Source organism: Stenotrophomonas sp. CCNWLW57 (assembly GCF_037203925.1).
Lineage (GTDB): Bacteria > Pseudomonadota > Gammaproteobacteria > Xanthomonadales > Xanthomonadaceae > Stenotrophomonas > Stenotrophomonas rhizophila_A.
This window is the reverse complement of the sequence record NZ_JBBCBJ010000001.1, coordinates 615,772-641,300: the sequence shown is the minus strand read 5'-3', so window position 1 is coordinate 641,300 and position 25,529 is coordinate 615,772. Positions and strand designations below refer to the sequence as shown.

Genomic DNA, 25,529 nt, shown 5'->3' with positions numbered 1-25,529 from the left:
ACGCGACTTACCGTCCATGCCGCGGTTGCCTGCGGGTCAGTAAGAGCCGGGTAACCCGTCCGGCTCCAGAATCGCCGCCGCCTCCTCCGCCCCCGAGCCCCGCATGGTCGACCATCGCCCGCGCCCTTCCCGCAACCGCCACTGGGCCGCTTCGCTGCCGCCGATTCCGTCGCGGTTGAGCGGCCGCACCACGCTGCGCTTCAAAGTGCTGGTGGCCGCGTTGGCGATCACCCTGGCGGTGCTGACTTCCTTGGTACTGGTCCAACCCGGCAACCGGGCAACCCGCGTACCACGTGGCGCGGCCGAGGCACCGGCGGCCATGACGGTCACGCGCGTGCGCGTGGCGCGACAGTCCTGGCAACGCGACGTTACCGCGTCCGGTGCGATTGCAGCCTGGCAGGAATCGGTGGTCGGCGCCCCATTGGCCGGGCTGCGCCTGGCCAGCGTGGATGCCGACGTTGGCGACCTGGTGCGCAAGGGCCAGGTGTTGGCGCGTTTCGACGACGCGCTGCTGCGGGCCGACGCTGACCGCCTGCAGGCGGCCTTGGCGCAGGCCGAGGTCGCGTCCGCACAGGCCGGTCGCGATGCGCGGCGTGCGGAGCAGCTGCGCGCCAGTGGAGCGTTGAGCGAGCAGTCGATCCTGCAGGCGCTTGCAGACGCGGCCTCTGCAGCGGCCGCAGTACGCGCAGCGCGGGCAGCGCTGCACGCCAGACAGGTGGAAATCAGCTACAGCGTGTTGCGCGCGCCCGATGACGGGGTGATCAGTGAACGCACGGCTACCCTTGGCGCCGTGCCGGAGCGCGGCGATGCCCTGTTCAAACTCATCCGCCAGCGGCGGCTGGAATGGCGGGGCGAGCTGGGCGCGGTCCAGCTGGGCCAGGTGGAGGTTGGCCAGCCGGTCCTGCTGCGCCTGCCCGATGGCAGCGCTGCGCAGGCGAGAATCCGCCAATTCGCCCCGGGACTGGCGACGGAGACGCGGCAGGCGCTGGTCTACGCGGATATCGACGCAGGCAGCGCGGCGCGCGCCGGCATGTATGTGGAAGGCAGCATCGGCCTGGCACGCACGCCTGCACTGGTGGTGCCCGCCGCGTCGGTGGTGGTCCGCGACGGACGGAACCGGGTGTTCACCCTCAATGCCTCAGGGACCCACGGCCATGTGAGCGCACGTGAGGTAGCGGTGGGACGGCGGCACGACCGTCAGGTTGAAATCGCTTCGGGCCTGGAAGCGGGGGAATGGATCGTCGAAGAGGGTGCCGGCTTCCTTGCCGACGGCGACCGCGTCCAGATCGTGCCGGGTACGCCATGAACTTCGCGACGTGGTCGATCCGCAACCCAACCCCGGTGATCCTGCTGTTCGTGCTTCTTTCGGTGGCCGGCGTGGTGGGATGGGTGCGCCTGCCCATCCAGAACCTGCCCGATATCGAACTGCCGACCGTCAATGTGACCCTGGCCCAGCCCGGAGCGGCGCCGGCACAGCTGGAAACGGCCGTGGCACGGCCAGTTGAGGATGCGCTGGCCAACCTGGTCGGGCTGCGCCACCTGCGCAGCCAGATGCGTAACGGCGCCGTGCACATCTCGGCCGAATTCGAGATCGGCACATCGTTGTCCGGGGCCCTGGATGAGGTCAAGGCGGCGCTGGACCGTACACGCACCATGCTGCCCGACGACCTGCTTCCGCCGGCGGTCAGTGCGGACGTGGTCGGCAGCAGTCCGATCCTCACCTATGCCGTGGAGTCGGCCACGCTGGACGAGGCGCATCTGTCCTGGTTCGTCGACGATGTGCTGGGCAAGGCGCTGCGTACGGTGCCCGGGGTCGGGCAGGTGGAACGTTTGGGCGGCGTGCAGCGCGAAGTAAGGGTGGAGCTGGATCCGGTGCGGCTGGCCGCGCTCGATGTGACCGCCACTGACGTTTCGCGCGCGCTGGCGTCGGTGCAGATGGAGTCTTCGGCGGGCGGGGTGCGCCTTGGGGGCGGCGAGCAGTCCCTGCGCACTTTGGCCACAGTGGCGACCGCCGATGCGCTGCGGGCAGTGGCATTGCCACTTGCCCGCGGCCGCTGGTTGCGTCTGGACCAGGTGGCCGACGTGGTCGATGGCCATCGTGAGCGGGACCAGGCGGCACTGCTCGATGGCGCGCAGGTGGTAGGCATCCATGTCTACCGCACGCGTGGCAGTGACGAGGCAGCTACCGCTGCAGCGGTGGGGCGTGCGCTGGATGCCATGCAGCGGCAGCACCCGGGCCTGGTGCTGAGTCCGGTTTCCAGCCGCGTGGACTACACGCTTGAGCAGTATCGAGGATCCATGCAGATGCTGCTGGAGGGTGCAGTGCTGGCGGTGCTGGTGGTGTGGTGGTTCCTGCGCGACTGGCGTGCCACGGCGGTCGCTGCGATGGCCTTGCCGCTGTCGATCCTGCCGACGTTCGCGCTGATGCCGTGGCTGGGATTCTCGCTCAACACGCTGACGCTGCTGGCCCTGGCGGTGGTTGCAGGCATTCTCGTGGACGATGCCATCGTCGAGATCGAAAATATCGAATCCCACCGAAGGCGTGGAAAGTCGATTGCCCAGGCCACGGCCGACGCGGTAAGCGAAATCGCGTTGGCGGTGATGGCCACCACGCTCACGCTGGTAGTGGTGTTCCTGCCCACCGCGATGATGCCGGGCATTGCCGGATTGCTGTTCGCACAGTTCGGCTGGACTACGGTCATCGCCGTGCTCGCCTCGCTGCTGGTAGCGCGGTTGCTGACGCCGCTGCTGGCCGTGCACTGGCTCCGTCCGCTGCCCGCGCGCCCACATGTACATGGCTGGCTGATGCGAAGGTACCTGGCCACCGTGCAGTGGGCACTGGCCCATCGACGCATTACCCTGGCGGCGGCAGTGGCGTTTCTCCTGGGTTCGTTCGGATTGCTTCCCCTGCTACCTACCGGCTTCATGCCGGCAGCCGACCAGGGCTATGTCGACGTAGGAGTTGAACTGCCACCCGGGGTGGCATTGGTCGATTCGGTGGCGGCCGCCGAGCGCGTGCGAAGGGCCCTCGGGGACGTGCCCGGGGTAGCGCAGGTATTCGCGCGGGTAGGTGAGCCAGGCGACGGGGATGGTGCATCGAGCCTGGAAGTGCGTCGCGCATTGTTGACCCTCACCCTGGGCCCGCGTGACCAGCGCGCGGGGCAGCAGGCGATCGAAGCACAGGTGCGGGAGCGGCTGGCAACACTGCCGGGAGCGCGCTTCAGCGTGGGGGGCGGCAACCTTGGCACGGCGATGACCCTGATTCTGGCCAGCGATGATGCGCGCCTGCTGCGGAACACCGCGCAGACGCTTGAGCAGCAGATGCGCGGCATTCCCGGCTTGGCCAACGTCGGTTCCTCGGCCAGCCTGGAGCAGCCGGAACTGACCGTGCGTCCAGACCCACACCGCGCCGCCGAGCTGGGGGTCACTACTGCCTCCATCGCAGAAACAATACGGATTGCCTTGGGTGGTGACGCGGACGCCGTTCTGCCACGGCTCAACCTGGATACGCGCCAGGTCCTGATCCGCGTGCAGGTCGCTCCCGCGCTGCGAGCGGATCTGGCGGCGATCGGGCGCCTGCGCGTGCCGGGTCGTGAGGGTCCGGTGCCGCTGCACAGCATCGCTACCCTGGACATGGAAAGCGGCCCAAGTCAGATAGACCGCTTCGACCGGCAGCGCGTCGTCACCCTCAGCGCCGGCCTTGCGGGAATACCCTTGGGCGACGCCGAAGCTGCGGTAGCGGCGTTGCCGATCAGCCAGGCGATGCCGGCCGGGGTCAATCCGATCGAAGCCGGGGACTCCGAACTGGCGGGCGAGCTTGCCGGTGGCTTCCTCTTGGCCATCGGTGCCGGCCTGCTTTGCATGTTCTGTGTGCTGGTTCTGCTGTTCAAAGACGCGTTCCAGCCGTTGACCATCCTATCCGCCGTGCCGCTCTCGTTGGGAGGTGCCCTGCTGGCGCTGCTGGCGACCGGCAGTGCGTTGGATGTGCCGGCGATGATCGGACTGGTCATGCTGATGGGAATCGTGACCAAGAATTCGATCCTGCTGGTCGATCATTCGGCGCAGGCCATGCGCCAACAGGGGATGGGTCGTGACGCGGCGCTCCTGGACGCATGCAGTCATCGTGCCCGCCCCATCCTGATGACTTCGCTGGCGATGGTGGCCGGCATGCTGCCGATCGCAGCGGGACTGGGGGCCGATGCAAGTTTCCGCCAGCCGTTGGCGATCACGGTCATCGGCGGCCTGGCAACGTCGACCGTCCTCAGCCTGGTGGTGGTGCCGGTGTTGTTCACCTGCATCGACGACCTGCGGGTGCGGCTTCGGGCCGGGCAGCGCAACATGCATCCTGCACGTTGAGTCTGCGATGCTGTAGCAATGAAAGAGCCACTGCCTCCGGATACCGTCACCGTTCCCCCCGCGCCGACGTCGTCGCGTACCCGCGCCTTTGCGCTGCGCCGCTGGCTGGGCTGGCTGGTCGTTCCTGCCTTGCTGGGCATTTCACTGCTCACCCTTTGGAACAGCGAATGGCTGAAGGCACCGCGCGCCATGTGGGCGCTGGCGCGCATGCCTGCGCCCAGCACCTTGCCGGTGCCAGTGGAAGGCGTGGCGGCACGGCGCATCGCCGACACCTTCGGCGCACCACGCGGACGCGACCGCACCCATGCCGGCGTGGACATCTTCGCCAAGCGCGGCACGCCGGTACGAAGTGCGGCGCCAGGCGTGGTGGTCGCGGTGCGCGACAGCGGGCTGGGCGGGCGCCAGGTATGGGTCATTGGACCGGCGCGCGAGCGCTACTACTACGCACATCTCCAGGACTGGCGCGAGGGGCTGGCCGAGGGCGAGGTGGTCAGCGAAGGCACCGTGCTGGGCTACGTCGGTGACAGTGGCAATGCGGCCGGTACCCCGCCGCACCTGCACTGGGGGATCTACGGCGCCGATGGCGCCTACGATCCGCTGCCGCTGCTGAAGGCGCACCGCACGACCAACGGTCGTGCGCTACCGCGGTAGGTAACGACCGTTGGTCGTTACGCCTTCGACCGCCGGCCGGACACGTGCGCATGCCCGCGCACATGCCAGCGCCATGGGAACTCCACGGCGCGACTGATGCCGATGCGGGGACCCGCCGCCGGATCCTCCGGTGGCGCCATCCCGTCCGACACGATCCGGATGCCGCGGTCATTGCTGACGAGGTCCGCGCCATCCAGTGCCTTGTCGATACCCATCGCCTGCGACAGCCGTCCAGGCCCGCTGGCCAGTTCGCGATCGCGGCGAATGGCTGGCCGCGCCTCACGGATCAGTTCCAATCCCTGCACGGGTTCCAGAGCCCGCAGCAGCACGCCCCAGCCCTGGCCGACCTCGCCGCAGACCGCGTTGCTGCCCCAGTGCATGCCGTAGGTGAAGTAGACATAGAGATGGCCGCATTCGCCAAACATGGTGGCTGTACGCGGGGTCATGCCCCGGAACGAATGCGCGGCCGGGTCCTGGTCGCCTGCATAGGCCTCGACTTCCACGATGCGACCGGCCCGGCCATCGTCGCGCACCAGCAGCTTGTTCAGCAGCTCGGGCGCGACCTCGGTCGGATGCCGCCGGTAGAAGCTGCGCGGGAGCGTACGCCAGCGCGACGGAGGCAGGGGCATCAGCGTAGCGCCGGCTGCTGCGCGGCCAGGATCCGCGCCAGCTTGTTCGGATTGCGCTGCACCAGGATCTGGGTGATGCGCTCGCCATCGGTATCGAACGACATCGCCGAATCCAGGTGCTCGCCAAAGTAGCGCAGCACCCCCAAGCGGCCGTTGATGAACGCGGGCACCATGCGCAGCTCGGCGCGGCGCCGCAGGGTGGGCGCGAACAGGAGCTGGGCGATGCGCGCGCCGCCAAGCATCGGCCTGGGGAAGCTGCTGACGAAGCCGCCACCATCGCCGATCAGCTGCGCCGACGTGTCCATCAGCGCGATCATCGACTTCAGGTCGCCCTTGTCCAGCGCCTCGGTAAACGCCTGCAGCAGTTGCTGGTGGGTGTGGTGCGGCACCGCGTGCAGGGGGCGCTCCTCGCGCAGGCGGGCGCGTGCGCGGTGCACGATCTGCCGGCAGGCTGCTTCGCTCTTGTCGAGGATGCGGGCGATCTCGGGATAGTCACGGTCGAACACATCGTGCAGCAGGAAGGCGGCGCGTGCTTCCGGCGCCAGCCGTTCCAGTACCGCCAGGAAGGCAACGGAGAGATCGCTGGCCGCTTCGTGCAGGCGCTCCGGCGTGCTGGCATCGTCCGTCAGTACCGGCTCGGGCAGCCAGATGCCCACATAGTGCTCGCGGCTGCGGCGCGCCATGCGCAGCTCGTCGATGGCGATGCGGGTGGTGGTGGCGACCAGCCAGGCTTCGGCGTTCTCGATGGCGTCGCGGTCGGTGCCGTTCCAGCGCAGCCACACCTCCTGCGCGACATCTTCGGCTTCGGCCATGGAGCCCAGCATGCGATAGGCCACGCCAAGCACGCGCGGGCGCAGCTGGGTGAAACGGTCGAGGGAAGTATCCATGGCGGCATTCAACACGAGCGCGCGCCGCAGGGACAGTGCCGTAAGCAGGACACTGTCGACGCACGGCGTTGAGCGCTGCGCACCAATTCAACGGACGGGGGCTGTCACAGGGCATCGCGCTGGTCCGTCTGCCTTGCATGAGCACCTCATCCACCGCCGACGCCGCAGGCCTGCCACGCCCCGCCGACCAGGTCTGGACCACGTTCCTGTCTGCGCTGGAGGCGCTGCCAGTCGACGCCCGGCTGCTGCTGTTGCTGCATGACGTGGCCGGTGCGTCGATCGAGGAGCTCATGCCGTTGCTGGGGTTGCCTGCTGCTGAATGCAGGCAACGGCTGGAAGCGGCCCACGCCTGCCTGCGCGCACATGCGCGCCATCTTGGAGCGCCGCCCGCATGTCCCTGACTGATCCGGCCACCGTAGACGACGGTGTCGACCCGCTCACCACCGGCTTCTCGGCCAGCTACGCCGGGGTGATGGCGTTCATTGCCGTGGCCCACGAAGGCAGCTTCTCGCGCGCGGCCGACCGGCTCGGCATCGGCCGCTCGGCGGTCAGCCGCAGCGTACAGAAACTGGAGGGGCAGCTGGGCGTGCGCCTGTTCCTGCGCACCACCCGGTCGACCTCGCTCACCCGCGAAGGCGAGCTGTTCCACGACGGCTGCCGCCCCGGTGTCGACCGCATCCTGCAGGCGCTGGAGGAAATGCGCGACCTGCGTGACGGGCCGCCACGGGGGCACCTGCGGGTGAGTGCCACGCATGGGTTCGGGCGCAAGGTGATCGCGCCGCTGCTGTCGGCATTCCGGGCCCACTTCCCCGATGTCACCCTCGAACTGCAGCTGGAGGAGCGCCCGCTGGACCTGGCCGCCGACCGGATCGATGTGGCGTTCCGCGACGGCGTGCTGGAAGACAGCGAGGTCATCGCAAAACACCTGATCCCGATGCAGCTGCTGGTCTGCGCCGCCCCGGACTACGTGGTGCGGCACGGCCTGCCGGCCAGCGTGGGCGAGCTGGCCGCGCATGCCTGCATCAGCCAGCGGCAGGCCAACGGGCGGCTGCAGCCGTGGGAGTTTCGTGTGGAAGGCCGGCCGCTGAGCGTGGAACCGGCGTCGGCGCTGGTGTTCAACGACGCCGACCTGGCGCTGCAGGCGGTCCTGCAGGGACAGGGCCTGGCGCAGCTGCCGAACTACCAGGTGCGCGCTGCGCTGGATGCCGGGTTGGCGGTGAGCTGCCTGGACCAGTACGCCGCCGACGACCGCGGGCACTACCTGTGCTACCTCAGCCGACGCCAGCTGCCCAAGCGCATCCGCGCGTTCATCGATTTCATCACCAGCGAGGTGCGTGCACTCGACCTGGACGTGGTGACCCATTGGGAAAGCGTGCAGCAGGCCAGTGCACCGGCGCGCGACGTCGATGCCGGCGCGTGGCAATGAACGCCATTGGTGCCTGACAGGCAACAGTGCGCGTCCGCGCGCGGACCTACTGCCGCCGTAGCGGCCTGACTAGCATCGTCACATGCCCCAGCCACCGGGGTTCCATCTTCCACCCCTGGAGCAAGAATATGAAGATCCTGGTTATCGGCGGCACCGGCCGCATTGGCAGCAAGGTCGTCGACCGCCTGCGCGCGGCAGGCCATGACATCGTCATCGCCGCACCGTCCACCGGCATCGACATCATCAGCGGCGACGGCCTGGAGGCGGCCATGGCCGGCACCGACGTGGTCATCGACCTGGCCAACTCGCCATCGTTCGAAGACGCAGAGGTGCTGGCCTTCTTCCAGACCGCGGGGCGCAACATCCTGGCCGCCGAAGCCAAGGCCGGCGTACGCCATCACGTGGCCCTTTCCGTGGTGGGCACCGACAAGCTGGCGGCCAGTGGCTACTTCCGCGGCAAGATCGCGCAGGAGACGTTGATCCGCGAGGCGGGCATCGCCTATACCATCATCCATTCCACCCAGTTCTTCGAATTCCTGCCGGGCATCCTCCAGTCCGCCGGGGAAGCGCTGCGCCTGCCCACCGCGCTGGTGCAGCCGATTTCGGCGGACGACGTGGCCGACGCAGTGGCGCGCATCGCGCTGCAGCCTGCCGTCAACGGGGTGGTGGAGATCGCCGGCCCCGAGCGCGCACCGATGGACGAACTGGCACAGCGCTTCCTCGACCGTACCCACGATCCTCGCCAGGTGGTGGGCGACGCACAGGCACCGTACTTCGGTGCGCAACTGCAGAACGACACGCTGGTGCCGGTCGGCCAGGCGTGGCTGGGCCGGCAGGGCTTCGATGCCTGGCTGCAGCAGTCCGGGTTGGTACGCAGCAACTGATTGCCCGTCCGCCCGCACCTCGTGGAAACGCCATGTCCGACCTGAAGCCGCCGTCGCGCACCGTTCTCGACAAATACCGTGGCGACGAGGTGCGCCCGCTCTACACCGGGCGGGTGCGGGTGAGCGGCGGCGAGACGGGACACGGACGCGCTTCGGGCGTGGTCGTCTCCGACGATGGCGCCTTGGCGCTCGACCTGCGCCTGCCTCCCTCGCTGGGCGGTCCAGGGGGCGGCAGCAACCCCGAGCAGCTGTTGGCTGCCGGCTATGCGGCCTGCTTCCACGGCGCGATGAACCTGCTGGCCAGCCGTGCCGGGCTGGTGCTGGTGGACCCCTGCATCGAGGTGTCGGTGACCTTCTCGCGCGACCCGATCGACGGCCTGTACCTGCTGTCGGCCGAGGTGGAAGCCTACCTGCCCGGCCTTGAGGCCGGCGTGGCCGCCGAGCTGGTGCGCAACACCGAACGTGTCTGCCCCTACGCAAAGATGTTCCGCAACGGCATCACGCACGTGGTGAGCGTGGTGCCCACCGCCGCCCCCTGAGCGGCGTTTCCCCCTGCTGGAGAACACCCTCATGCACGCCGGCCGCTCCTATACCTTCACCGAGTTCCTGCTGTGGACCCGCCGCCCGCTGTACCTGCTGATCCTGCTGGATGTGGCGCTGGTGGCGCTGTACCAGCTCGGCGGGCTGCATTGGCTGGCGGTGCCATGGAACGTAATCTTCATGCTGGGTACCAGCGTGGCGCTGATCGCAGGCTTCAAGAACACCCAGACCTACAACCGGTTGTGGGAAGCGCAGCAGGTGTGGGCCTCCATCACCGCCGCCAGCCGCCTGTGGGGCACGATGAGCCGCGACTACGTGGCCCATCCCGAACACACCCGGCGGCTGGTGTACCGCCACCTGGCGTGGCTGACCGCGCTACGCTACCAGATGCGCGAAACCAAACCCTGGGAGACCGTGCAGCTGGCGCCCAACATCGAGTACCGCAAGCGCTATGACGTGCCGGAAAAGGTGCGCACGCTGGATGCCGAGCTGATCAAGTACGTCACTCCCGAAGAGCGCTCGCGCATCCTGGGCGCTGGCGGCAAGGCCACCGAAGTACTTTCCCTGCAGGGGGCATCGCTGCGTCAGCTGCTGGATGCAGGTGACATACCGCAGGCCAGCTTCGCCGAACTGCAGCGCGTGCTGCGCGACCTGCACGACCAGCAGGCGCGCAGCGAACGGATCAAGAACTACCCCTATCCGCGCCAGTACGCGGTGATCAACGTGATCTTTGTCCGCATCCTGTGCCTGCTGCTGCCACTGGGCATGATCGACCTGCTGGCACCCATGAACGACACCGTGGGCGGGGCGATGGCCGGGCACATGGTGTGGCTGGCGATTCCGCTGAGCGTGCTGGTGTCGTGGATGTATGCCGCGCTGGACCAGGTCGGCGAAAGCAGCGCCAATCCCTTCGAAGGTGGCGCCAACGACATTCCGATTTCGCAGCTGTGCACCTCCATCGAGCTGGACCTGCGCCTGCTGCTGGATGAGCGCGACATTCCGGTACCGCAGGTGCCGGCCAGCCCCATCGTGATGTAGCCCATCGGGAGCACGCACATGAAGATCGTCGTCATCGGAGGTCACGGGCTGATTGGCAGCCGCGTGGTGGAGCAGTTGGCCGCGCAGGGCCACGACGTGCGCGCGGCATCGCGGCGCAACGGCGTGGATGTGGTCGGTGGGCATGGGCTGGATGAAGCTCTGGATGGGGTAGAGGTCGTGGTGGATGCGGGCAATGCACCGATCTTCGAAGACCCCGATGTCACCGCGTATTTCGAGCGCGCCACCACGCGGCTGCTGGCGGCCTGTGATCGCGCCGGCGTTGCGCACTACGTTGGCCTCTCCGTGGTGGGCACTCCCTACCTGCAGGACAGCGCCTACTTCCGGGCCAAAGCCATCCAGGAGGCCCTGATCCGCCGGGCGCCCCTTCCGGCCACGCTGGTCCGTGCCACCCAGTGCTTCGAATTCATGGTCCAGCTGGTTCCGCCCGTCGCTGCGCGCGAGGTGCTGCACCTGTCGCCCGCCAAGGTGCAGCCGGTGGCCGCCGACGATCTCGGCGCCCTGGTCGCACAGGTTGCCACCGCACCGCCTCGCGGCCACACGGTACAGGTCGCTGGCCCGGAGCGTCATCGCCTGTTCGAGCTGGTGGAGTGGGTGATGTACTTCAACCAGGACCAGCGTCCGGTCGTGGCAGATCCCGAGGCGCGCTACTACGGTGCGCTGCTGAAAGATGCCACGCTGACCCCCGAGCCGGGCGCGCTGTTGGGCACTACGCGTTTCATCGATTGGCTCGCCAGCCACGTGCCCGGTGCCCTGCCGCGGGTGCACCTCCCCAATCCAATGCCCGCACCGCCGACCGTCATCGTGCGGTCTTCAACGCCCGCTACAACGTAGGCACTGCGCGGACAGGGCAGGATGCAAATGGATCCTGCCCTAAAGTCCAGGCGAATGCAGCCGATACCGATGCGTCCTTCTGTCTGGAGTGCGTCATGTCGGCCATCCCCCGCCGTGTGCTGTCGTCCCTTGCCCGCAGGGCTGAACCCCTGAGCCGGCTCAGCGTGGCGCGCAAGCTTAAAGTCAGCCTGGTGGCCTGTGCAGCGGGCCTGCTGCTGGTGGCCGCCGTCTACGCCTGGACAAGGTACAACAGCGAACGCGCCGCCGACACCTTCGCCTCCCATCAGCAGGCGACCAGCCTGATGGCGGCACTGGGCACGCAGGTGGCCGATGCCCGCCGCCTGCAGACCCGCTACGCGGCGAGTTTCGACGATGCCGACCGGGAGGCACTGCAACGGGCACGCCAGCGCCTGCAGGTGTCGCTGGAGGTACTGCAACGCGCCGCTGCCGCCAACGGCAATGCGGCTTCACTAAGGGCCCTGGCCACCCGCATCGGCGAGTTTGCCGAGGGGATCAACGCGCTGAATGCACGCGTGGATGAAATGGGAAGGGGCGAGGCCGGGTTGCGCGCGCAGCTGGAGGCCGCCGCTTCTGCGATGGAGGCCGCGCTGGGCCCCCTGCAACGACCCGCACTGGACGCCCGGTGGCAGGCCATCCGCCGTCAGGAAGCGCTGCTGCTGCTCACTGGCGATTCCACCCATGCCGACCGCGCAAGCGACGCCAAGCTGCCGTTCGAACTGGCGCTGGCAGCGCCGGGCGTGCCGGCGGCCGCACAGGACGCGCTCCGCACCGCGATGGACAGCTACCAGGGTGCGCTACTTGGCTACACCGCCGCGCGGGTCGGGCTGGATGTGGAAGCGCAGTCGCTGGCCGATACCGCGGCACAGATCGCGCCGTCGCTTGAGCAGGTGCAGCGTGCGCAGGCAACGGCGCTGGAGGCCGCGCGCGGGCGCCTGCAGGCACAGGCGAGGGCGATGACGGTGGTGTTCGCGGTCACGCTGCTGCTGGTGGCTGCGTTGCTCATCGCCACGCTGCTGCTGACTCTGCAAGCGGTGCAGCGCCCGATCGCCAACACGTTGCGCTTCGCCGAGGACATCGCCGAGGACCGGCTGGATACGGTGCTGGTCGTGCATAACCCGCACGATGAGTTCGGCCAGCTGGCGCAACGCCTGCGACATATGCAGGAACGGCTGCGCGGCCGGATCGAGGCCGAGCGGGCCGCCGCGCGCGACAACACCCGTGCGCGCCAGGCCCTGGACAGTGCCCAGACCGGCTTGATGGTGCTGGAGCCCGACGGCCGCATCGGCTTCCTCAACCATGCGCTGTGCACTGCGTTGGGCTGCACGCCCAGCCAGTGGCAGGGCCAACCGGCGCAGGTGCTGCATCCGGTGTTTGCGGGCGTCGCCGCGCAGCTGCAGCGCGGCCATGCCAGTGCACACGAGATCGAGCAGGGCGGAATCCGCTATCAGCTGGTACTCAACCCCATCCTCGACCACGACCAGTTGCTGGGAGCCGCGGTGGAATGGCGCAGCCGCGCGCTGGAAACCACGGTCGAAACCGAAGTGGCCGCGCTGGTGGACGCCGCCGCGCAGGGTCAGCTGCAGGCGCGTATCGCGGTGAACGACAAGCAGGGTTTCGTGCTGACCTTGGCGGTGAGCATCAACCGCCTGCTGGATACCTTCCAGGGCAACCTGGCCGGGCTGCAGGCGCTGCTGTCCGGGCTGGCGCACGGTGACCTGGGCGTCCGCATGCAGGGTGACTACCAGGGCGTGTTCGCGCAGATGCGCGACGATGCCAACGCCAGCGTGGCACAGCTGGCCGACATCGTGGCGCGCATCCAGCACGCCACCGCGGCGATCAACGGCGCGGCTGGTGAAATCGTGGCCGGCAACCGTGACCTCGCCGAACGCACGGAACGGCAGGCGGCGCATCTTGAAGAAACCGCGTCCTCCATGGAGGAACTCACTGCAACCGTGCGCGAGAACGCGGATTCGGCGCAGCAGGCCAACCAGCTGGCGATGGATGCCGCTGCCATTGCGGGGCAGGGCGGCAACGCGGTGGCACAGGTCGTGTCCACGATGCACGACATCGCCGCCTCCTCACGGCACATCGGCGACATCACCGGGGTGATCGACGGCATCGCCTTCCAGACCAACATCCTTGCCCTCAACGCTGCGGTGGAAGCCGCACGGGCCGGCGAGCAGGGCCGGAGTTTCGCGGTGGTAGCGGGCGAAGTACGCCTGCTGGCCCAGCGCAGCGCCGATGCCGCCCGCCAGATCAAGCAGCTGATCGAGACCTCGGTGGAGACGGTCAACGCCGGTACCCGGCTGGTAGGCGAGGCTGGTGCCACCATGCGCCGCATCGTCGGCAGCGTGGGGCAGGTCACCGCGATCAGCGCCAGCATCGCGGCGGCCTCGCAGCAGCAGAGCGTGGGCATCGAGCAGGTAGGCAAGACGTTGTTGCAGATGGACGGCAGCACGCAGCAGAACGCGGCGATGGTGGAGGAAGCCTCGGCGTCCGCGCAGGCGATGCAGCGGCAGGCGGCTCTGTTGTCCGAAGCGGTGGCGGCGTTCGTGGTGGCACGGCCTGCGGTAGTGCGCGGGCTTCGTCCTGCGGTAGCGTGATGGGTTCGTGATTGCGGCGTCTACGTGGGCCGCCCAATGGGCGGCGCCACCGGCGGTATGCTTCCCACCATGAGCACACGTCGAAAAACATCGTCTCCCGCCCAGACCCGCAACGCATTTGTCCGCGTGCGCGGGGCGCGCGAGCACAACCTGAAGAACGTCGACGTGGACATCCCGCGCGATGCGCTGGTGGTGTTCTCGGGAATTTCGGGATCCGGCAAGTCCTCGCTCGCCTTCGGCACGCTGTATGCCGAAGCGCAGCGTCGCTACCTGGAGTCGTTGTCACCCTATGCGCGCCGCCTGATCGACCAGGTGGGCGTGCCTGATGTGGATGCCATCGAAGGCCTGCCGCCGGCGGTGGCGCTGCAGCAGCAGCGCGGCACCGCGAGCGTACGCTCCAGCGTGGGCAGCGTGACCACGCTGTCCAGCCTGCTGCGCATGTTGTATTCGCGCGCTGGTACGTATCCGGCCAGACAGCCGATGCTGTATGCCGAGGACTTTTCGCCGAACACACCGCAGGGCGCCTGCCCGAACTGCCATGGCTTGGGCCACGTGTATGAAGTGACCGAACAGTCCATGGTGCCCGATCCCTCGCTGACCATCCGCGAGCGCGCCATCGCCGCATGGCCGCCGGCGTGGCACGGGCAGAACCAGCGTGACATCCTGGTGACGCTGGGCTACGACGTTGACATTCCCTGGCGCGACCTGCCTAAGAAGCAGCGCGACTGGATCCTGTTCACCGACGAGCAGCCGGTGGCGCCGGTGTATGCCGGGTTCACCCCGGCAGAAACCCGCGCCGCGCTGCGCCGCAAGGAAGAGCCCAGCTACATGGGCACCTTCAGTGGCGCGCGCCGCTATGTGCTGCACACCTTCGCCACCACCCAGAGCGCCATGATGAAGAAGCGCGTGGCGCGCTACATGGTGGGTACGGTCTGTCCGGTCTGCGATGGCAAGCGCCTCAAGCGTGCTGCCTTGTCGGTGACCTTCGCCGGCATGGACATCGGCGCGCTGTCCCAGCTGTCGCTGGCGGCGATGGCCGAGGCGCTGCGGCCGGCGGCGGAAGGCCGCTTCAACGCGCCGGCAAAGGGGGCAACGCGCAGCCGCGCGGCCGGGCGCAGGGCCGAACAGCTGCGGGTGGAGAAGGGCGGGCCGCTGCATGCAGGCAGCAGTGACGTGCGCCGCACGCCCGACCTGTCCGAGGAGAAGCGTATCGCTGCCCAGCGCATCGCGCACGATCTGGTGGAGCGTATCGGTACGCTCGAATCGCTGGGGTTGGGCTACCTGTCGATGGACCGCGCCACCCCGACGCTGTCGCCGGGTGAGCTGCAGCGTCTGCGCCTGGCCACCCAGATCCGCTCCAGCCTGTTCGGCGTGGTGTACGTGCTGGATGAGCCCACCGCCGGCCTGCATCCGGCAGATGGCGAGGCCCTGTATGGCGCGCTTGACCAGCTCAAGGCAGGCGGCAACACGTTGTTCGTGGTGGAGCACGATCTGGAGATGCTGCGCCGTGCCGATTGGCTGGTGGATGTCGGTCCCGGTGCAGGCCAGCACGGTGGGCAGGTGCTGTACAGCGGTGAGCCCGAGGGGCTGCGCGGCGTCGCCGCCTCGGCCACTGCACCCTACCTGTTCGGCAAGCACGACCGTGCCACCCGCAGCCCGCGCACGCCTGCCGGCTGGCTGGAGCTGCGCGGCATCCACCGCAACAACCTGCATGGGCTGGATGCACGCTTCCCGCTGGGCACGTTCTGCGCGGTTACCGGTGTCTCCGGCTCGGGCAAGTCCAGCCTGGTCAGCCAGGCGCTGGTGGAGCTGGTGGGTGAGCACTTGGGCCATGAGCCGGTGGCGCCCGATGCGGACGATGACCTGCCACAACCCAGCCGGATCGAGCGCACCCGCGGCCGCCTGCATGCCGGTCACACGGCGATCAAGCGCCTGGTGAACGTGGACCAGAAGCCGATCGGGCGCACGCCACGTTCCAACCTGGCCACCTACACCGGCCTGTTCGACCACGTGCGCAAGCTGTTCGCCGGTACCCGCATGGCCAAGGCGCGGCGCTACAGCGCCAGCCGCTTTTCCTTCAACGTGGCGCAGGGCCGCTGCGAAACCTGCGAAGGCGAAGGCTTCGTGCACGTGGAGCTGCTGTTCATGCCCAGCGTGTACGCACCATGCCCGACCTGCCACGGCCAGCGCTACAACGCCAAGACGCTGGAGGTGGAGTGGAATGGCCGCAGCATCGCGCAGGTGCTGGCGATGACGGTGGAAGAGGCGCTGGCGTTCTTTGCCGGTGAATCGGTCGTGCAGCGTCCGTTGCAGCTGCTGCGCGACATCGGGCTGGGCTATCTGCGGTTGGGCCAGCCGGCCACGGAACTGTCTGGTGGCGAAGCGCAGCGGATCAAGCTGGCCACCGAACTGCAGCGCAGCCAGCACGGCAACAGCCTGTACGTGCTCGACGAGCCCACCACCGGCCTGCACCCGGCCGACGTGGACAAGCTGATGGCGCAGCTGCATGGGCTGGTGGATGCGGGCAACACGGTGGTGGTGGTCGAGCACGACCTGCGCGTGGTGGCCGATGCGGACTGGGTGATCGACGTGGGTCCCGGCGCGGGCGAGCAGGGTGGGCAGATCGTGGCGGCGGGAACACCCGAGCAGGTGAGCCGATCGAAAGCAGGCAGGACGGCGGGCTACCTGCGGCGGTTCTTCGCCTGACTGCCTACCCACTGCTCGATTTCCCCATCTGCGAACGGCCCCAGTTTCTGCTTGACGATGTTCCCGTCCGCGCCCACCAGCACCGTGTAGGGCAGCAGACCCTGGGCGTTGCCCAAGCGCACGCTGGCGTCATCCGGCGCTGGCTGCTCGATCACGATCGGGTAGGTCACCGGCACGCGGTCAAGGAAATCGCGTACGCCGTCCGGCGTATCGATGGCCAGGCCCACCACCTGCACGCCATCGGCCGGCTGTGCAGCGGCAAACGCGGCCAACATGGGCATCTCTTCCACGCACGGACCGCACCAGCTGGCCCACACGTTGATCAACAGGGGGCGGCCACCGAAGCGGGCGAAGTCCACGGGCGTGCCATCCACGTCCGGCAGGGTGATGGCCGGCATCGCATCGCCGGGTTGGGCCGGCGCGGCGGCCGGGCGGCCCACCGCAGGAAACCCCGTTTCCTGTGGCGTGCGCGCCACGTAGTACACGCCGGTGCCCAACCCCAGCGCCGCAGCCAGCGCCGCCACCACCATCAACGAGGTACGGGGCGGCGGGGTACTCATCGCGCGGTGCGCAGCAGCGCTTCTTCCACCAGCGCCTGGGTCAGCACGGTGGGCAGCACGGTCGGCGGTGCGCCGGGGCCGTAGACCACGTACAGCGGCACGCCGACCGCCTTGTGCTCTTCCAGGAACGCGGTGATCTCCGGGTCCACGTTGGTGTAGTCACCGCGCATGTACACCGCGTTGGTACGGCGCAGGGTTTCCTCGAAACCCTGGGTGCCCAGCACCGCGCGTTCGTTGGCCTTGCAGGTCACGCACCAGTCGGCGGTCATGTTGACGAACACCACGCGGTTGTCCTGGCGCAGCCGGTCGAGCATCTGCGGCGAATAGGCCACCACGTTGTCGGCCGCGGCCAGTGCGGCTTTGGCCGGTGCAGCGATGCGGGTCACGCCCCACACCGGCACGAGTGCGCCCAGCAGCAGCACCAGCGCCAATGCGGCACCGACGCGCTGGCTGCGCCAGCGGCTGCGCTCGAACCACCACAGCGCCAGGCCCAGCACCACCAGCCCGGCCAGCACGAGTGCCATGGCATCCACGCCACGCTGTTTGCCCAGCACCCACAGCAGCCACAGCGCGGTGGCATACATCGGGAAGGCCAGCACCTGCTTCAGCGTTTCCATCCACGCGCCCGGGCGCGGCAGGCGCTTGGCCAGCGAAGGCACGAAGCCGATCAGCAGGAACGGCAGCGCCAGGCCGAGGCCCAGCATCAGGAACACCAGCATCGCCGGCACCGCCGGTGCGGTGAAGGCATAGGCCAGCGGCGCCCCCATGAACGGCGCCACGCACGGGCTGGCCACCACGCAGGCGAGCACGCCGGTGAAGAAATCGCCCATCGGTCCGCTACGCGAGGCCAGCGACTGGCCCACGCCGCCCAGGCTGCCGCCCAGGGTGAACACCCCGGACAGGCTCAAGCCCACGGTGAACATCAGGTACACCAGTGCGGCAATGAACCACGGGTGCTGCAGCTGGAAGCCCCAGCCCGCCGCCTGCCCGGCGGCACGCAGCGCCAGCACCAGTGCGCCAATCGCGGCGAACGCCACCAGCACGCCTGCCGTGTACCAGAGCGCGTGGCTGCGCGCGCGCTGGCGGCTTTCGCCGCTCTGCGCCACGCCCAGCACCTTCAGCGACAGGATCGGCAGCACGCACGGCATGAGGTTGAGGATCAGGCCGCCGGCCAGGGCCAGCAGCAACGCGGTGATCAGGGTGATCGGCGTGGCACTGCCGCTGCTGCCCGGCGGACGCGTGCGCTGGTCGTTGTCGGCGCTGGCGTCGGGCGTGCCGTCGGCGGGCAGCGCCAGCGCCGGTTCGTTCGGGCGGATCAGCATCGGCTGGGTCGCAATGCCGTTGGCCTCGCGTTCCTGCGCACGCTTATCGCGCGTCACCAGCGGGGCGATCACTTCGCTGCGGCGCGCTTCTTCACCCGCACTGGCGTTGACCTTGCCGGCCGGCAGCGCCAGCTTCACCCGCCGGGTCATCGGCGGGTAGCAGATGCCATCGGTCTGGCAGCCCTGGAAGGTGATCACCAGCGTGGCATCGGCGGCCTCGGCCACGCTGCGGCGCAGCGGCAGCTTCACATCGACCTGGTCGAAATACACCGACACATCGCCGAAGTGCTCGTCGCGGTGCGACTTGGCGGCCGGCCACAGCGGCTTGTCCGCGCGGATGCCCGGGGCGCCTTCCAGCTTCAGCGAAGTGCGGTCGCGGTAGAGGTAGTAGCCCGGCGCCGGACTGAAACGCAGCAGCACGGTATTGCCATCGCCGACGATGGCTTCGAAGCCGAAGGCGCGTTCGGACGGCAGCGGCAGTGACGGGGTGCTGGCCGCGCCGGGCAGGCGCAGGCCACCGGCAGCATTGCCGGCCAGCGGGTTGTTGAACGGCGACGCGGCGGCGGCGCCCAAGGCCGGGGTCATGGCGCTGTCGGCACGGGCGCTGCCACCCGGCAGCGTGACCTGCACGCTGCGCTTCTGCGGCGGGTAGCACACGCCGGCATCGGCGCAGCCCTGGTAACGCACTTCCAGCGTCACCGTTTCAGCACCGTCGGCAGCCTTGCCGGGCAGTACGGCGGTCAGCCGCTCACGGTAGGTTTCCACTTCGCCGAAGAAGTCATCGTGGTGCTTCTTGCCGGCCGGCATCTGCAGCGCCTCGGCACTGAAGCCGGCGTCGCTCTTGACCGTAGTGCGGTGGCGGTAGAGGTAGTAGCCCGGCGCGATCTTCCAGCTCACCTCGATACGGTCGCGGTCGCGCGCCTGCGCGCTCAGCCCGAAGGCTTCATCCACCGGCAGCAGGTCTTTCTCGCTGACGGCCAGTGCCGGCAGGGACACCACGAACAGCGCGCACAGCGCCGCAACACGACGAAACAGCGTCATCAATCAGTTTCCTCTCGGGTCTGGGCCCGAATCCAATCCAGGTACGCCGGCAGGCCGGCGCGGGTTTCGACCGCGATGCACTCGGGGAGTTCATACGGGTGCAGCACCTGCACGCGCGCGATGGCCGCATCCAGGCGGCTGCCGGTGGTCTTGATCAGCAGTTGGACCTCAGCGTCCTCGGTCACCTCACCGTGCCAGCGGTAGGTCGAGTGCGCCCCGTCCAGCCGGGTCACGCAGGCGGCCAGGCGTTCTTCCACCAGCGCATGCGCCAGCCGCGTGGCGGTGGCCGCATCGGGGCAGGTGGTCAGGAGGATGAATACGGGATCGGGGGTCGACATGACCGCCGAGTATAGAGATCGCGGCCTGGCGATGCCGGCCGGTTCCGCCTGGGAACCGGCCGGAGAATCGAATCCCGGTGGCACCGGCGGGTGGCCGGGGCACCGTATTGTCCTGGTGCCGGCCCCTGGCCGGCAACTCGGGATGCCTCAGTTCGCCAACTCGCAGGTCGCCGGCTTGGCCGACGTGAACAGGGCAGGCGTGCCCCATTCCGGGTGGTCGATGAACGGGTTGCGGTTGCCCTGGAAGCTGTAGATCACTTCATTACGGGCTTTTTCTGCGGCATCCGGCGGGTCGGACAGGTGCCAGTCGATCAGGGTCGAGAGCAGGCCCATGTAGGCCGGCGAGGCCGAGGTCTTCACGATCCTGCTGCGGTCGTCGGTCAGCTCCAGGTCCGGTTCGGACTGGCCGGTGGCTGCGTCCTTGCCGCCCTCATAACGGATCGCCATGTACATCACCGCACGCGCCATGTCGCCCTTGCGGTGGCCCCACACCTCGAAGGTGCCGGCATTCCCGTCCGGGGTGCGCACCCAGTTGGAATTGCCCGGATAGCCGCCACTGCCGCCGCCGGTGCCGTTGTTGGCCTCGGTGGCGCGCTCGCCGCAGTTGCTGTCGCACTTGGCGAACGGCTTGTTGCCGCGGTCCGCGTTCCACTGCGCATCGGTCAGGTACAGCATGTGGGTATCGGTATAGGGCGCGTAGGGCAGTCCCTTGTCGCCGGTGGTGCTGGCAAAGCCCAGTGAATTGGGCCAGGTGTGCTCGCGGTTGTAGGTCAACCCGCTGCCGGTGCCGGCCCGGTCGGTGACCTTGGCGTAGCTGCGGTTGCGGTACGCGTCCAGGATGCGGCCGCTGTTGTTGGGATCCTCGTCGGCGATTTCCAGGATGGTCCAGGTGCTGGTGCCCGAGCCGCTGTACGGATACGAGGTGTGGCCCTTGATGGTGGCGTGCAGCGAGCAGCGCAGCTGGCTGGGGCTGGAGGTGTTGACCTTCGAGTAGTAGCTGCCCGGATCCGGGTCGGGACCGGGGTCGGTACCGCCGCTGGCCACGGTGAAGGCGATGCGGGTATCGGCCGCCGGGCGTGCGCCCTGGGCGTCCTTGATGCGCGCGGCACGGATGTCGAAGCGGCAGGCTTCACCGGCCACCAGCGCGGTGTTGGTCGACAGGGTGAAGCGGGTACCGCTGCTGGCGTGGGTGAGCGGCACCGTGCCGGACTGGCCGCAGCTCAGGGCAAACGCACCGGCGCTGACGGTGACGCTTTCACTGAAGGTCACGGCCAGGTCGGCAGCGGCCGGGAAGCTGGTTGCGCCCTGTTCCGGGGTGGTGGTGCTCACCGACGGCGGGGTGTTGGGCCCGGTGCTGCCGCCGCCGCTGAAGGTCTGGCCGGTGTTGCAGGCACCGAAGGTCTGCGCCGCCGATCCGGCCCAGGTGAAGTGGGTGTACTGGCTGCCGCTGCCGGTGAGCTGCAGGGAGGTGCCCGGGGCGGTGCTGTTGCTCTCGCTGACCGGGATGTTCTGGCTGGTCAGCCCGGCGGCCGGGCCGCCGGAGGCGGTGATGGTGCCTTCGTAGCTGATGAACTGGATGACCTTGCCGCTGGCATCCACCAGCGCGATGCCGTCGTTGGCGCCGTTCTGCAGGCCGTTGGTGGGGTAGGTGACGGTGGCGATGCTGGCCTTGCCGCAGCCGGCGGCGGTACCGGCCGGCACGGCGTTGTTGGCATAGACCGTGGCCGCCGACGGGGTGCTGCCGTTGTACAGGTACAGCCGGTAGGTACTGAGGTCCTCGCCGCCGGTGGCGACCACCTCGATGGCTTCGCCGACATCCCCGGCCGGGGTGCTGTCGTCGTAGTGCAGTTCATTGATGAATACGTCCGCCTGGGCGGAACCGGCGGCCAGCGCCAACAGGCACCCCAGGGACAGCGGTGTGAGCAACCTCATCTACGTCTCCTTGTGATTGGGTTTTGCCGGCCGAATCTAGCTAATCCATATGACACATCTATCGATTTGTCGGATTCGGCACTCCGCAGTGGGACGTGCGTCAAGAAAATGGCGGTCTGGGGGAATTCGTCGGCACCCCCTTGAAAGGGCTCGGGACAGCACCATCTCTGCCCTGTCCCGCACTGGCGGGTTTTTTCACGAGCGGTGCTGGCAGTCACCTGGGGTGAGTGCTAAGATCGCCGGACTTTTTCAAACCAATCAACAACTTAAGAGGCACGCATGAACATCAAGCCGCTTCACGACCGCGTTGTGGTCAAGCCGATCGAAGCCGACGAAGTCTCCGCCGGCGGCATCGTCATCCCCGACTCGGCCAAGGAAAAGTCGACCAAGGGTGAAGTCGTGGCCGTGGGCCCGGGCAAGCCGCTGGACAACGGCAGCGTGCGCGCGCCGTCGCTGAAGGTTGGCGACAAGGTGATCTACGGCCAGTACGCCGGCAGCACCTACAAGAGCGAAGGCGTGGAATACAAGGTCCTGCGCGAAGACGACATCCTCGCCGTCATCGGCTGAGTTTGCGCCGCCGGGCTTGCCCCGCCGCTTCTTCTTTTTTCAGATCAACGCAGCCGGGCATCGCCCGGCGCCACATAAAAGGTAATCGCAATGGCTGCCAAGGAAATTCGTTTCGGTGAAGACGCCCGCGCCCGCATGGTGCGCGGCGTCAACGTTCTCGCCAATGCCGTCAAGGCCACCCTGGGCCCGAAGGGCCGCAACGTCGTGCTCGAAAAGAGCTTCGGCGCCCCGACCATTACCAAGGACGGCGTGTCCGTCGCCAAGGAAATCGAACTGGCTGACAAGTTCGAGAACATGGGCGCGCAGATGGTGAAGGAAGTCGCCTCGCGTACCAACGATGACGCCGGCGACGGCACCACCACCGCCACCGTGCTGGCCCAGGCCCTGATCCGCGAAGGCGCCAAGGCCGTGGCTGCCGGCATGAACCCGATGGACCTCAAGCGCGGTATCGACAAGGCCGTGGTCGCCGCCGTCGCCGAGCTGAAGAACATCTCCAAGCCCACCGCCGACGACAAGGCGATTGCCCAGGTCGGTACGATCTCGGCCAACTCGGATGAGTCGATCGGCAACATCATCGCCGAGGCGATGCGTGAAGTCGGCAAGGAAGGCGTGATCACCGTTGAAGAAGGCTCGGGCCTGGAAAACGAGCTGGACGTGGTCAAGGGCATGCAGTTCGACCGCGGCTACCTGTCCCCGTACTTCATCAACAACCAGCAGGCGCAGACCGCCGACCTGGATGATCCGTACATCCTGCTGCACGACAAGAAGATCTCCAACGTGCGTGACCTGCTGCCGGTGCTGGAAGGCGTCGCCAAGGCCGGCAAGCCGCTGCTGATCGTGGCCGAAGAAGTCGAAGGCGAAGCGCTGGCGACCCTGGTGGTCAACACCATCCGCGGCATCGTCAAGGTCGTGGCCGTCAAGGCACCGGGCTTCGGCGACCGTCGCAAGGCGATGCTGGAAGACATGGCCACCCTGACCGGCGGCACCGTGATCTCCGAAGAAATCGGCCTGTCGCTGGAGAAGGCGACCATCGCCGACCTCGGCCGCGCGAAGAAGGTGCAGGTTTCCAAGGAAAACACCACCATCGTCGACGGCCAGGGCGACCAGGACGCGGTGCAGGCACGCGTGGCCCGCATCAAGACCCAGATCGAAGACACCTCGTCCGATTACGACCGTGAGAAGCTGCAGGAACGCGTGGCCAAGCTGGCCGGCGGTGTTGCCGTGATCAAGGTCGGTGCGTCGACCGAAATCGAAATGAAGGAAAAGAAGGACCGCGTCGACGACGCCCTGCACGCTACCCGTGCGGCGGTCGAAGAAGGCGTGGTGCCGGGCGGCGGTGTTGCCCTGGTCCGTGCGGTCACCGCGCTGGCTGGCCTGAAGGGTGCCAACGAAGACCAGAACCACGGCATCCAGATCGCCCTGCGCGCGATGGAAGCCCCGCTGCGTGAAATCGTCGCCAACGCCGGCGAAGAGCCGTCCGTGATCGTCAACAAGGTCAAGGAAGGCACCGGCAGCTACGGCTACAACGCCGCCACCGGCGAGTTCGGCGACATGCTGCAGTTCGGCATCCTGGATCCGACCAAGGTGACCCGTTCTGCCCTGCAGAACGCTGCCTCGATCGCCGGCCTGATGATCACCACCGAAGCGATGGTGGCCGAAGCGCCGAAGAAGGATGACGGCGCCGGCGCAGCAGGCGGCGGCATGGGCGGCATGGGTGGCATGGGCGGCATGGACTTCTAAGGTCCCCGCACACGCGACACCCTGTCGTGCTGTAAACGAAGAACCCCGCCGAAAGGCGGGGTTCTTTCGTTATGGGACAAACACCTTGTTGCCGTATTCCCAGGTCCACGGCACGGCGGTGTCACCCAAAACGTAGCGCACCAGTGCGGGGAATGCCGCTTCGGCGCGCACATCGTTGCCCAGGATCACCACGCAGCGCTGGCCACGTTCCAGGCAGACCATCGTGTTACCCACCGCATCGTCATGCCCGCCTTTGTAGAAGCCATGGCCCTGCGGGCCATCGAACACCACCACGCCCAGCCCGGCGGCAAGGTCGGCACGCCGCTTCGCCGGGGGCAGTTCGTCCTGCAGCGTGGGGAACTGCGATGCGGTGGTGATCGGCCACTGCGCGCGCACCAGCTCACGCCGCGATGCAGGTGAAAGGCCTTTACCGCTCACCAGGGCGGCGGCAAGCCGCGCGATATCGGTGATGGTGGTGTCCATCGAACCAGCCGCTCGCACACGGCTGCGCTCGTCATGCGGTTCGGTGCTGCCGTCCTGTGTCCAGCCGTCGGCCAGGTTGCCGGCGAAGTCCGCGCGCCAGGTCATGCTGGTACGGGTCATGCCGAGGCGATCAAACACCCTCCGCTGCATTTCCCTGCCCACGTCCAGGCCTACGCCCTGTTCGAGCACGAACTGAAGCAGGATCAGCCCTTCCCCGGAATACGCATACCGCGTGCCCGGGTCGAAATGCAGCCGCAGTTTTCCCTCCGGTTCAAGGAAGGCGAAGTTGGAGAAACCGCTGCGGTGGCTGAGCAGCATGCGCGGGGTGATCTGCTGCCAGCGCGGGTCGTCCTTCAGGTCGGGCCAGGGCGCGTAGCGCTTATCGGCCGGATAGTCCGGTAGTGGACGGTCCAGGTAGGCGGCGATGGGGAGATCCAGATCCAGCATGCCGTCGTCCACGAGCTGCAGCACCATGTAGGCAAACGCCGCCTTGGTCAGCGACGCGGCGTACATGATGGTGTCTGGCTGCAGCGGCTCGCCGGCCGCATTGCGTTTGCCGGCCGCGTGCACCTGCGCGACCTTGCCGTCATCGATCACGGCCAACGCCAGCCCCTGGGCCTGGGTTTCCCGCATCAGACGCTGCATCTGCGCATCCACCGCGGGCGGGGACGGCAGCGCGTGGGGTGGGGCGGCGGCCAGCGCAGCGGACGCTGGCATCAACAGGGAGAACATCAGGACGAACGGGCGCATGCACGGCACTCCTCCGGGTCTCAGCGCCAATCGTACCGTCGGGCTTGCAGCCCTGAACACTGCACCCCAGTTGCGAATGAAACAGTTGGCACTCCCAAACCCCTGTGCTATCAATACTCCCCAATGAACGCACGCCACGCCAATTCCTACTTTTGGTATTACTTTCCGAAGCCACCGGCGGAGGAAGGCATGCGCTCACCCTG

20 protein-coding genes are annotated in these 25,529 nt (G+C 68.0%); 13 read left to right on the top strand and 7 right to left on the bottom strand.

Annotated elements, in window-relative coordinates; genetic code table 11:
* The first annotated feature begins 103 nt into the window (after nucleotides 1–103).
* From V9K91_RS02855 to V9K91_RS02845, 3 genes are read left to right on the top strand one after another with little or no spacing between them, the layout of a single operon-like run.
* Entirely contained in the window at nucleotides 104–1,306 is a 1,203-nt protein-coding gene (locus tag V9K91_RS02855; RefSeq protein ID WP_217977534.1) for an efflux RND transporter periplasmic adaptor subunit, read from the top strand.
* Nucleotides 1,303–4,356 (top strand): efflux RND transporter permease subunit, encoded by a 3,054-nt coding sequence (locus tag V9K91_RS02850; RefSeq protein WP_095363069.1) that lies wholly within the window; start codon nucleotides 1,303–1,305, stop codon nucleotides 4,354–4,356. Before V9K91_RS02855 ends, V9K91_RS02850 begins: the two co-directional genes overlap by 4 nt.
* Nucleotides 4,357–4,374: 18 nt before the next feature.
* Nucleotides 4,375–5,007 (top strand): M23 family metallopeptidase, encoded by a 633-nt coding sequence (locus V9K91_RS02845; RefSeq protein WP_095363068.1) that lies wholly within the window; start codon nucleotides 4,375–4,377, stop codon nucleotides 5,005–5,007.
* A 17-nt stretch (nucleotides 5,008–5,024) separates the two neighbouring features.
* Here the strand turns inward: V9K91_RS02845 and V9K91_RS02840 are convergent, their stop codons facing one another.
* The gene (locus V9K91_RS02840) at nucleotides 5,025–5,636 is read right to left on the bottom strand and encodes a DNA-3-methyladenine glycosylase (protein WP_095363067.1); all 612 of its coding nucleotides are present in this window, start codon (nucleotides 5,634–5,636) and stop codon (nucleotides 5,025–5,027) included.
* Nucleotides 5,636–6,523: an RNA polymerase sigma-70 factor gene (locus V9K91_RS02835; RefSeq protein ID WP_095363066.1), complete on the bottom strand. Its 888-nt coding sequence runs from the start codon at nucleotides 6,521–6,523 to the stop codon at nucleotides 5,636–5,638. The genes V9K91_RS02840 and V9K91_RS02835 overlap by 1 nt, the downstream gene beginning before the upstream one ends.
* A 137-nt stretch (nucleotides 6,524–6,660) precedes the next feature.
* Here V9K91_RS02835 and V9K91_RS02830 point away from each other — a divergent pair, with 137 nt between their 5' ends.
* The 8 genes from V9K91_RS02830 (at nucleotide 6,661) to V9K91_RS02795 (ending at nucleotide 16,593) form a co-directional block, all read left to right on the top strand.
* Nucleotides 6,661–6,924, top strand: a complete 264-nt coding sequence (locus V9K91_RS02830) for a transcriptional regulator (protein WP_336442651.1) — start codon at nucleotides 6,661–6,663, stop codon at nucleotides 6,922–6,924.
* On the top strand, nucleotides 6,915–7,949 hold the full coding sequence (locus tag V9K91_RS02825; protein WP_095363065.1) for a LysR family transcriptional regulator: 1,035 nt from the start codon (nucleotides 6,915–6,917) through the stop codon (nucleotides 7,947–7,949). Before V9K91_RS02830 ends, V9K91_RS02825 begins: the two co-directional genes overlap by 10 nt.
* Before the next feature lie 128 nt (nucleotides 7,950–8,077).
* The gene (locus V9K91_RS02820) at nucleotides 8,078–8,833 is read left to right on the top strand and encodes an SDR family oxidoreductase (protein WP_095363064.1); all 756 of its coding nucleotides are present in this window, start codon (nucleotides 8,078–8,080) and stop codon (nucleotides 8,831–8,833) included.
* A gap of 32 nt (nucleotides 8,834–8,865) precedes the next feature.
* Nucleotides 8,866–9,372 carry an Ohr family peroxiredoxin gene (locus V9K91_RS02815; protein WP_336442650.1) on the top strand — a complete coding sequence of 169 codons (507 nt, stop codon included), beginning with the start codon at nucleotides 8,866–8,868 and terminating at the stop codon, nucleotides 9,370–9,372.
* 31 nt (nucleotides 9,373–9,403) lie between these two features.
* Complete coding sequence (locus tag V9K91_RS02810; protein WP_095363063.1) at nucleotides 9,404–10,411, top strand: bestrophin family ion channel; 1,008 nt, start codon at nucleotides 9,404–9,406, stop codon at nucleotides 10,409–10,411.
* 18 nt (nucleotides 10,412–10,429) lie between these two features.
* A complete protein-coding gene (locus tag V9K91_RS02805; RefSeq protein ID WP_336442649.1) occupies nucleotides 10,430–11,263 on the top strand; it encodes an NAD(P)H-binding protein in 834 nt (277 codons plus the stop codon).
* Nucleotides 11,264–11,358: 95 nt separating this feature from the next.
* Nucleotides 11,359–13,887: a methyl-accepting chemotaxis protein gene (locus tag V9K91_RS02800; RefSeq protein WP_336442648.1), complete on the top strand. Its 2,529-nt coding sequence runs from the start codon at nucleotides 11,359–11,361 to the stop codon at nucleotides 13,885–13,887.
* A 69-nt stretch (nucleotides 13,888–13,956) separates the two neighbouring features.
* Complete coding sequence (locus V9K91_RS02795; protein ID WP_336442647.1) at nucleotides 13,957–16,593, top strand: excinuclease ABC subunit UvrA; 2,637 nt, start codon at nucleotides 13,957–13,959, stop codon at nucleotides 16,591–16,593.
* Here V9K91_RS02795 and V9K91_RS02790 read toward each other — a convergent pair.
* The 4 genes from V9K91_RS02790 to V9K91_RS02775 form a co-directional block, all read right to left on the bottom strand.
* On the bottom strand, nucleotides 16,569–17,153 hold the full coding sequence (locus V9K91_RS02790; protein WP_095363059.1) for a TlpA disulfide reductase family protein: 585 nt from the start codon (nucleotides 17,151–17,153) through the stop codon (nucleotides 16,569–16,571). The genes V9K91_RS02795 and V9K91_RS02790 overlap by 25 nt on opposite strands.
* A complete protein-coding gene (locus V9K91_RS02785) occupies nucleotides 17,150–19,516 on the bottom strand; it encodes a protein-disulfide reductase DsbD domain-containing protein (RefSeq protein WP_249833192.1) in 2,367 nt (788 codons plus the stop codon). Before V9K91_RS02785 ends, V9K91_RS02790 begins: the two co-directional genes overlap by 4 nt.
* Entirely contained in the window at nucleotides 19,516–19,854 is a 339-nt protein-coding gene (gene cutA / locus V9K91_RS02780) for a divalent-cation tolerance protein CutA (protein ID WP_068854197.1), read from the bottom strand. Before cutA ends, V9K91_RS02785 begins: the two co-directional genes overlap by 1 nt.
* A 147-nt stretch (nucleotides 19,855–20,001) precedes the next feature.
* Complete coding sequence (locus tag V9K91_RS02775) at nucleotides 20,002–21,786, bottom strand: endonuclease (RefSeq protein ID WP_249833191.1); 1,785 nt, start codon at nucleotides 21,784–21,786, stop codon at nucleotides 20,002–20,004.
* Between the two features lie 279 nt (nucleotides 21,787–22,065).
* Between V9K91_RS02775 and V9K91_RS02770 the strand changes: the two genes are divergently transcribed.
* Both V9K91_RS02770 and groL read left to right on the top strand, forming a co-directional pair.
* Complete coding sequence (locus V9K91_RS02770) at nucleotides 22,066–22,353, top strand: co-chaperone GroES (protein WP_068854195.1); 288 nt, start codon at nucleotides 22,066–22,068, stop codon at nucleotides 22,351–22,353.
* Between the two features lie 90 nt (nucleotides 22,354–22,443).
* Nucleotides 22,444–24,093: a chaperonin GroEL gene (gene groL / locus V9K91_RS02765; RefSeq protein WP_093534776.1), complete on the top strand. Its 1,650-nt coding sequence runs from the start codon at nucleotides 22,444–22,446 to the stop codon at nucleotides 24,091–24,093.
* Nucleotides 24,094–24,162: 69 nt separating this feature from the next.
* On the opposite strand, the gene V9K91_RS02760 is transcribed toward groL, so the two are convergent.
* Nucleotides 24,163–25,326, bottom strand: a complete 1,164-nt coding sequence (locus V9K91_RS02760; RefSeq protein WP_095363057.1) for a serine hydrolase domain-containing protein — start codon at nucleotides 25,324–25,326, stop codon at nucleotides 24,163–24,165.
* Nucleotides 25,327–25,529 lie beyond the last annotated feature (203 nt).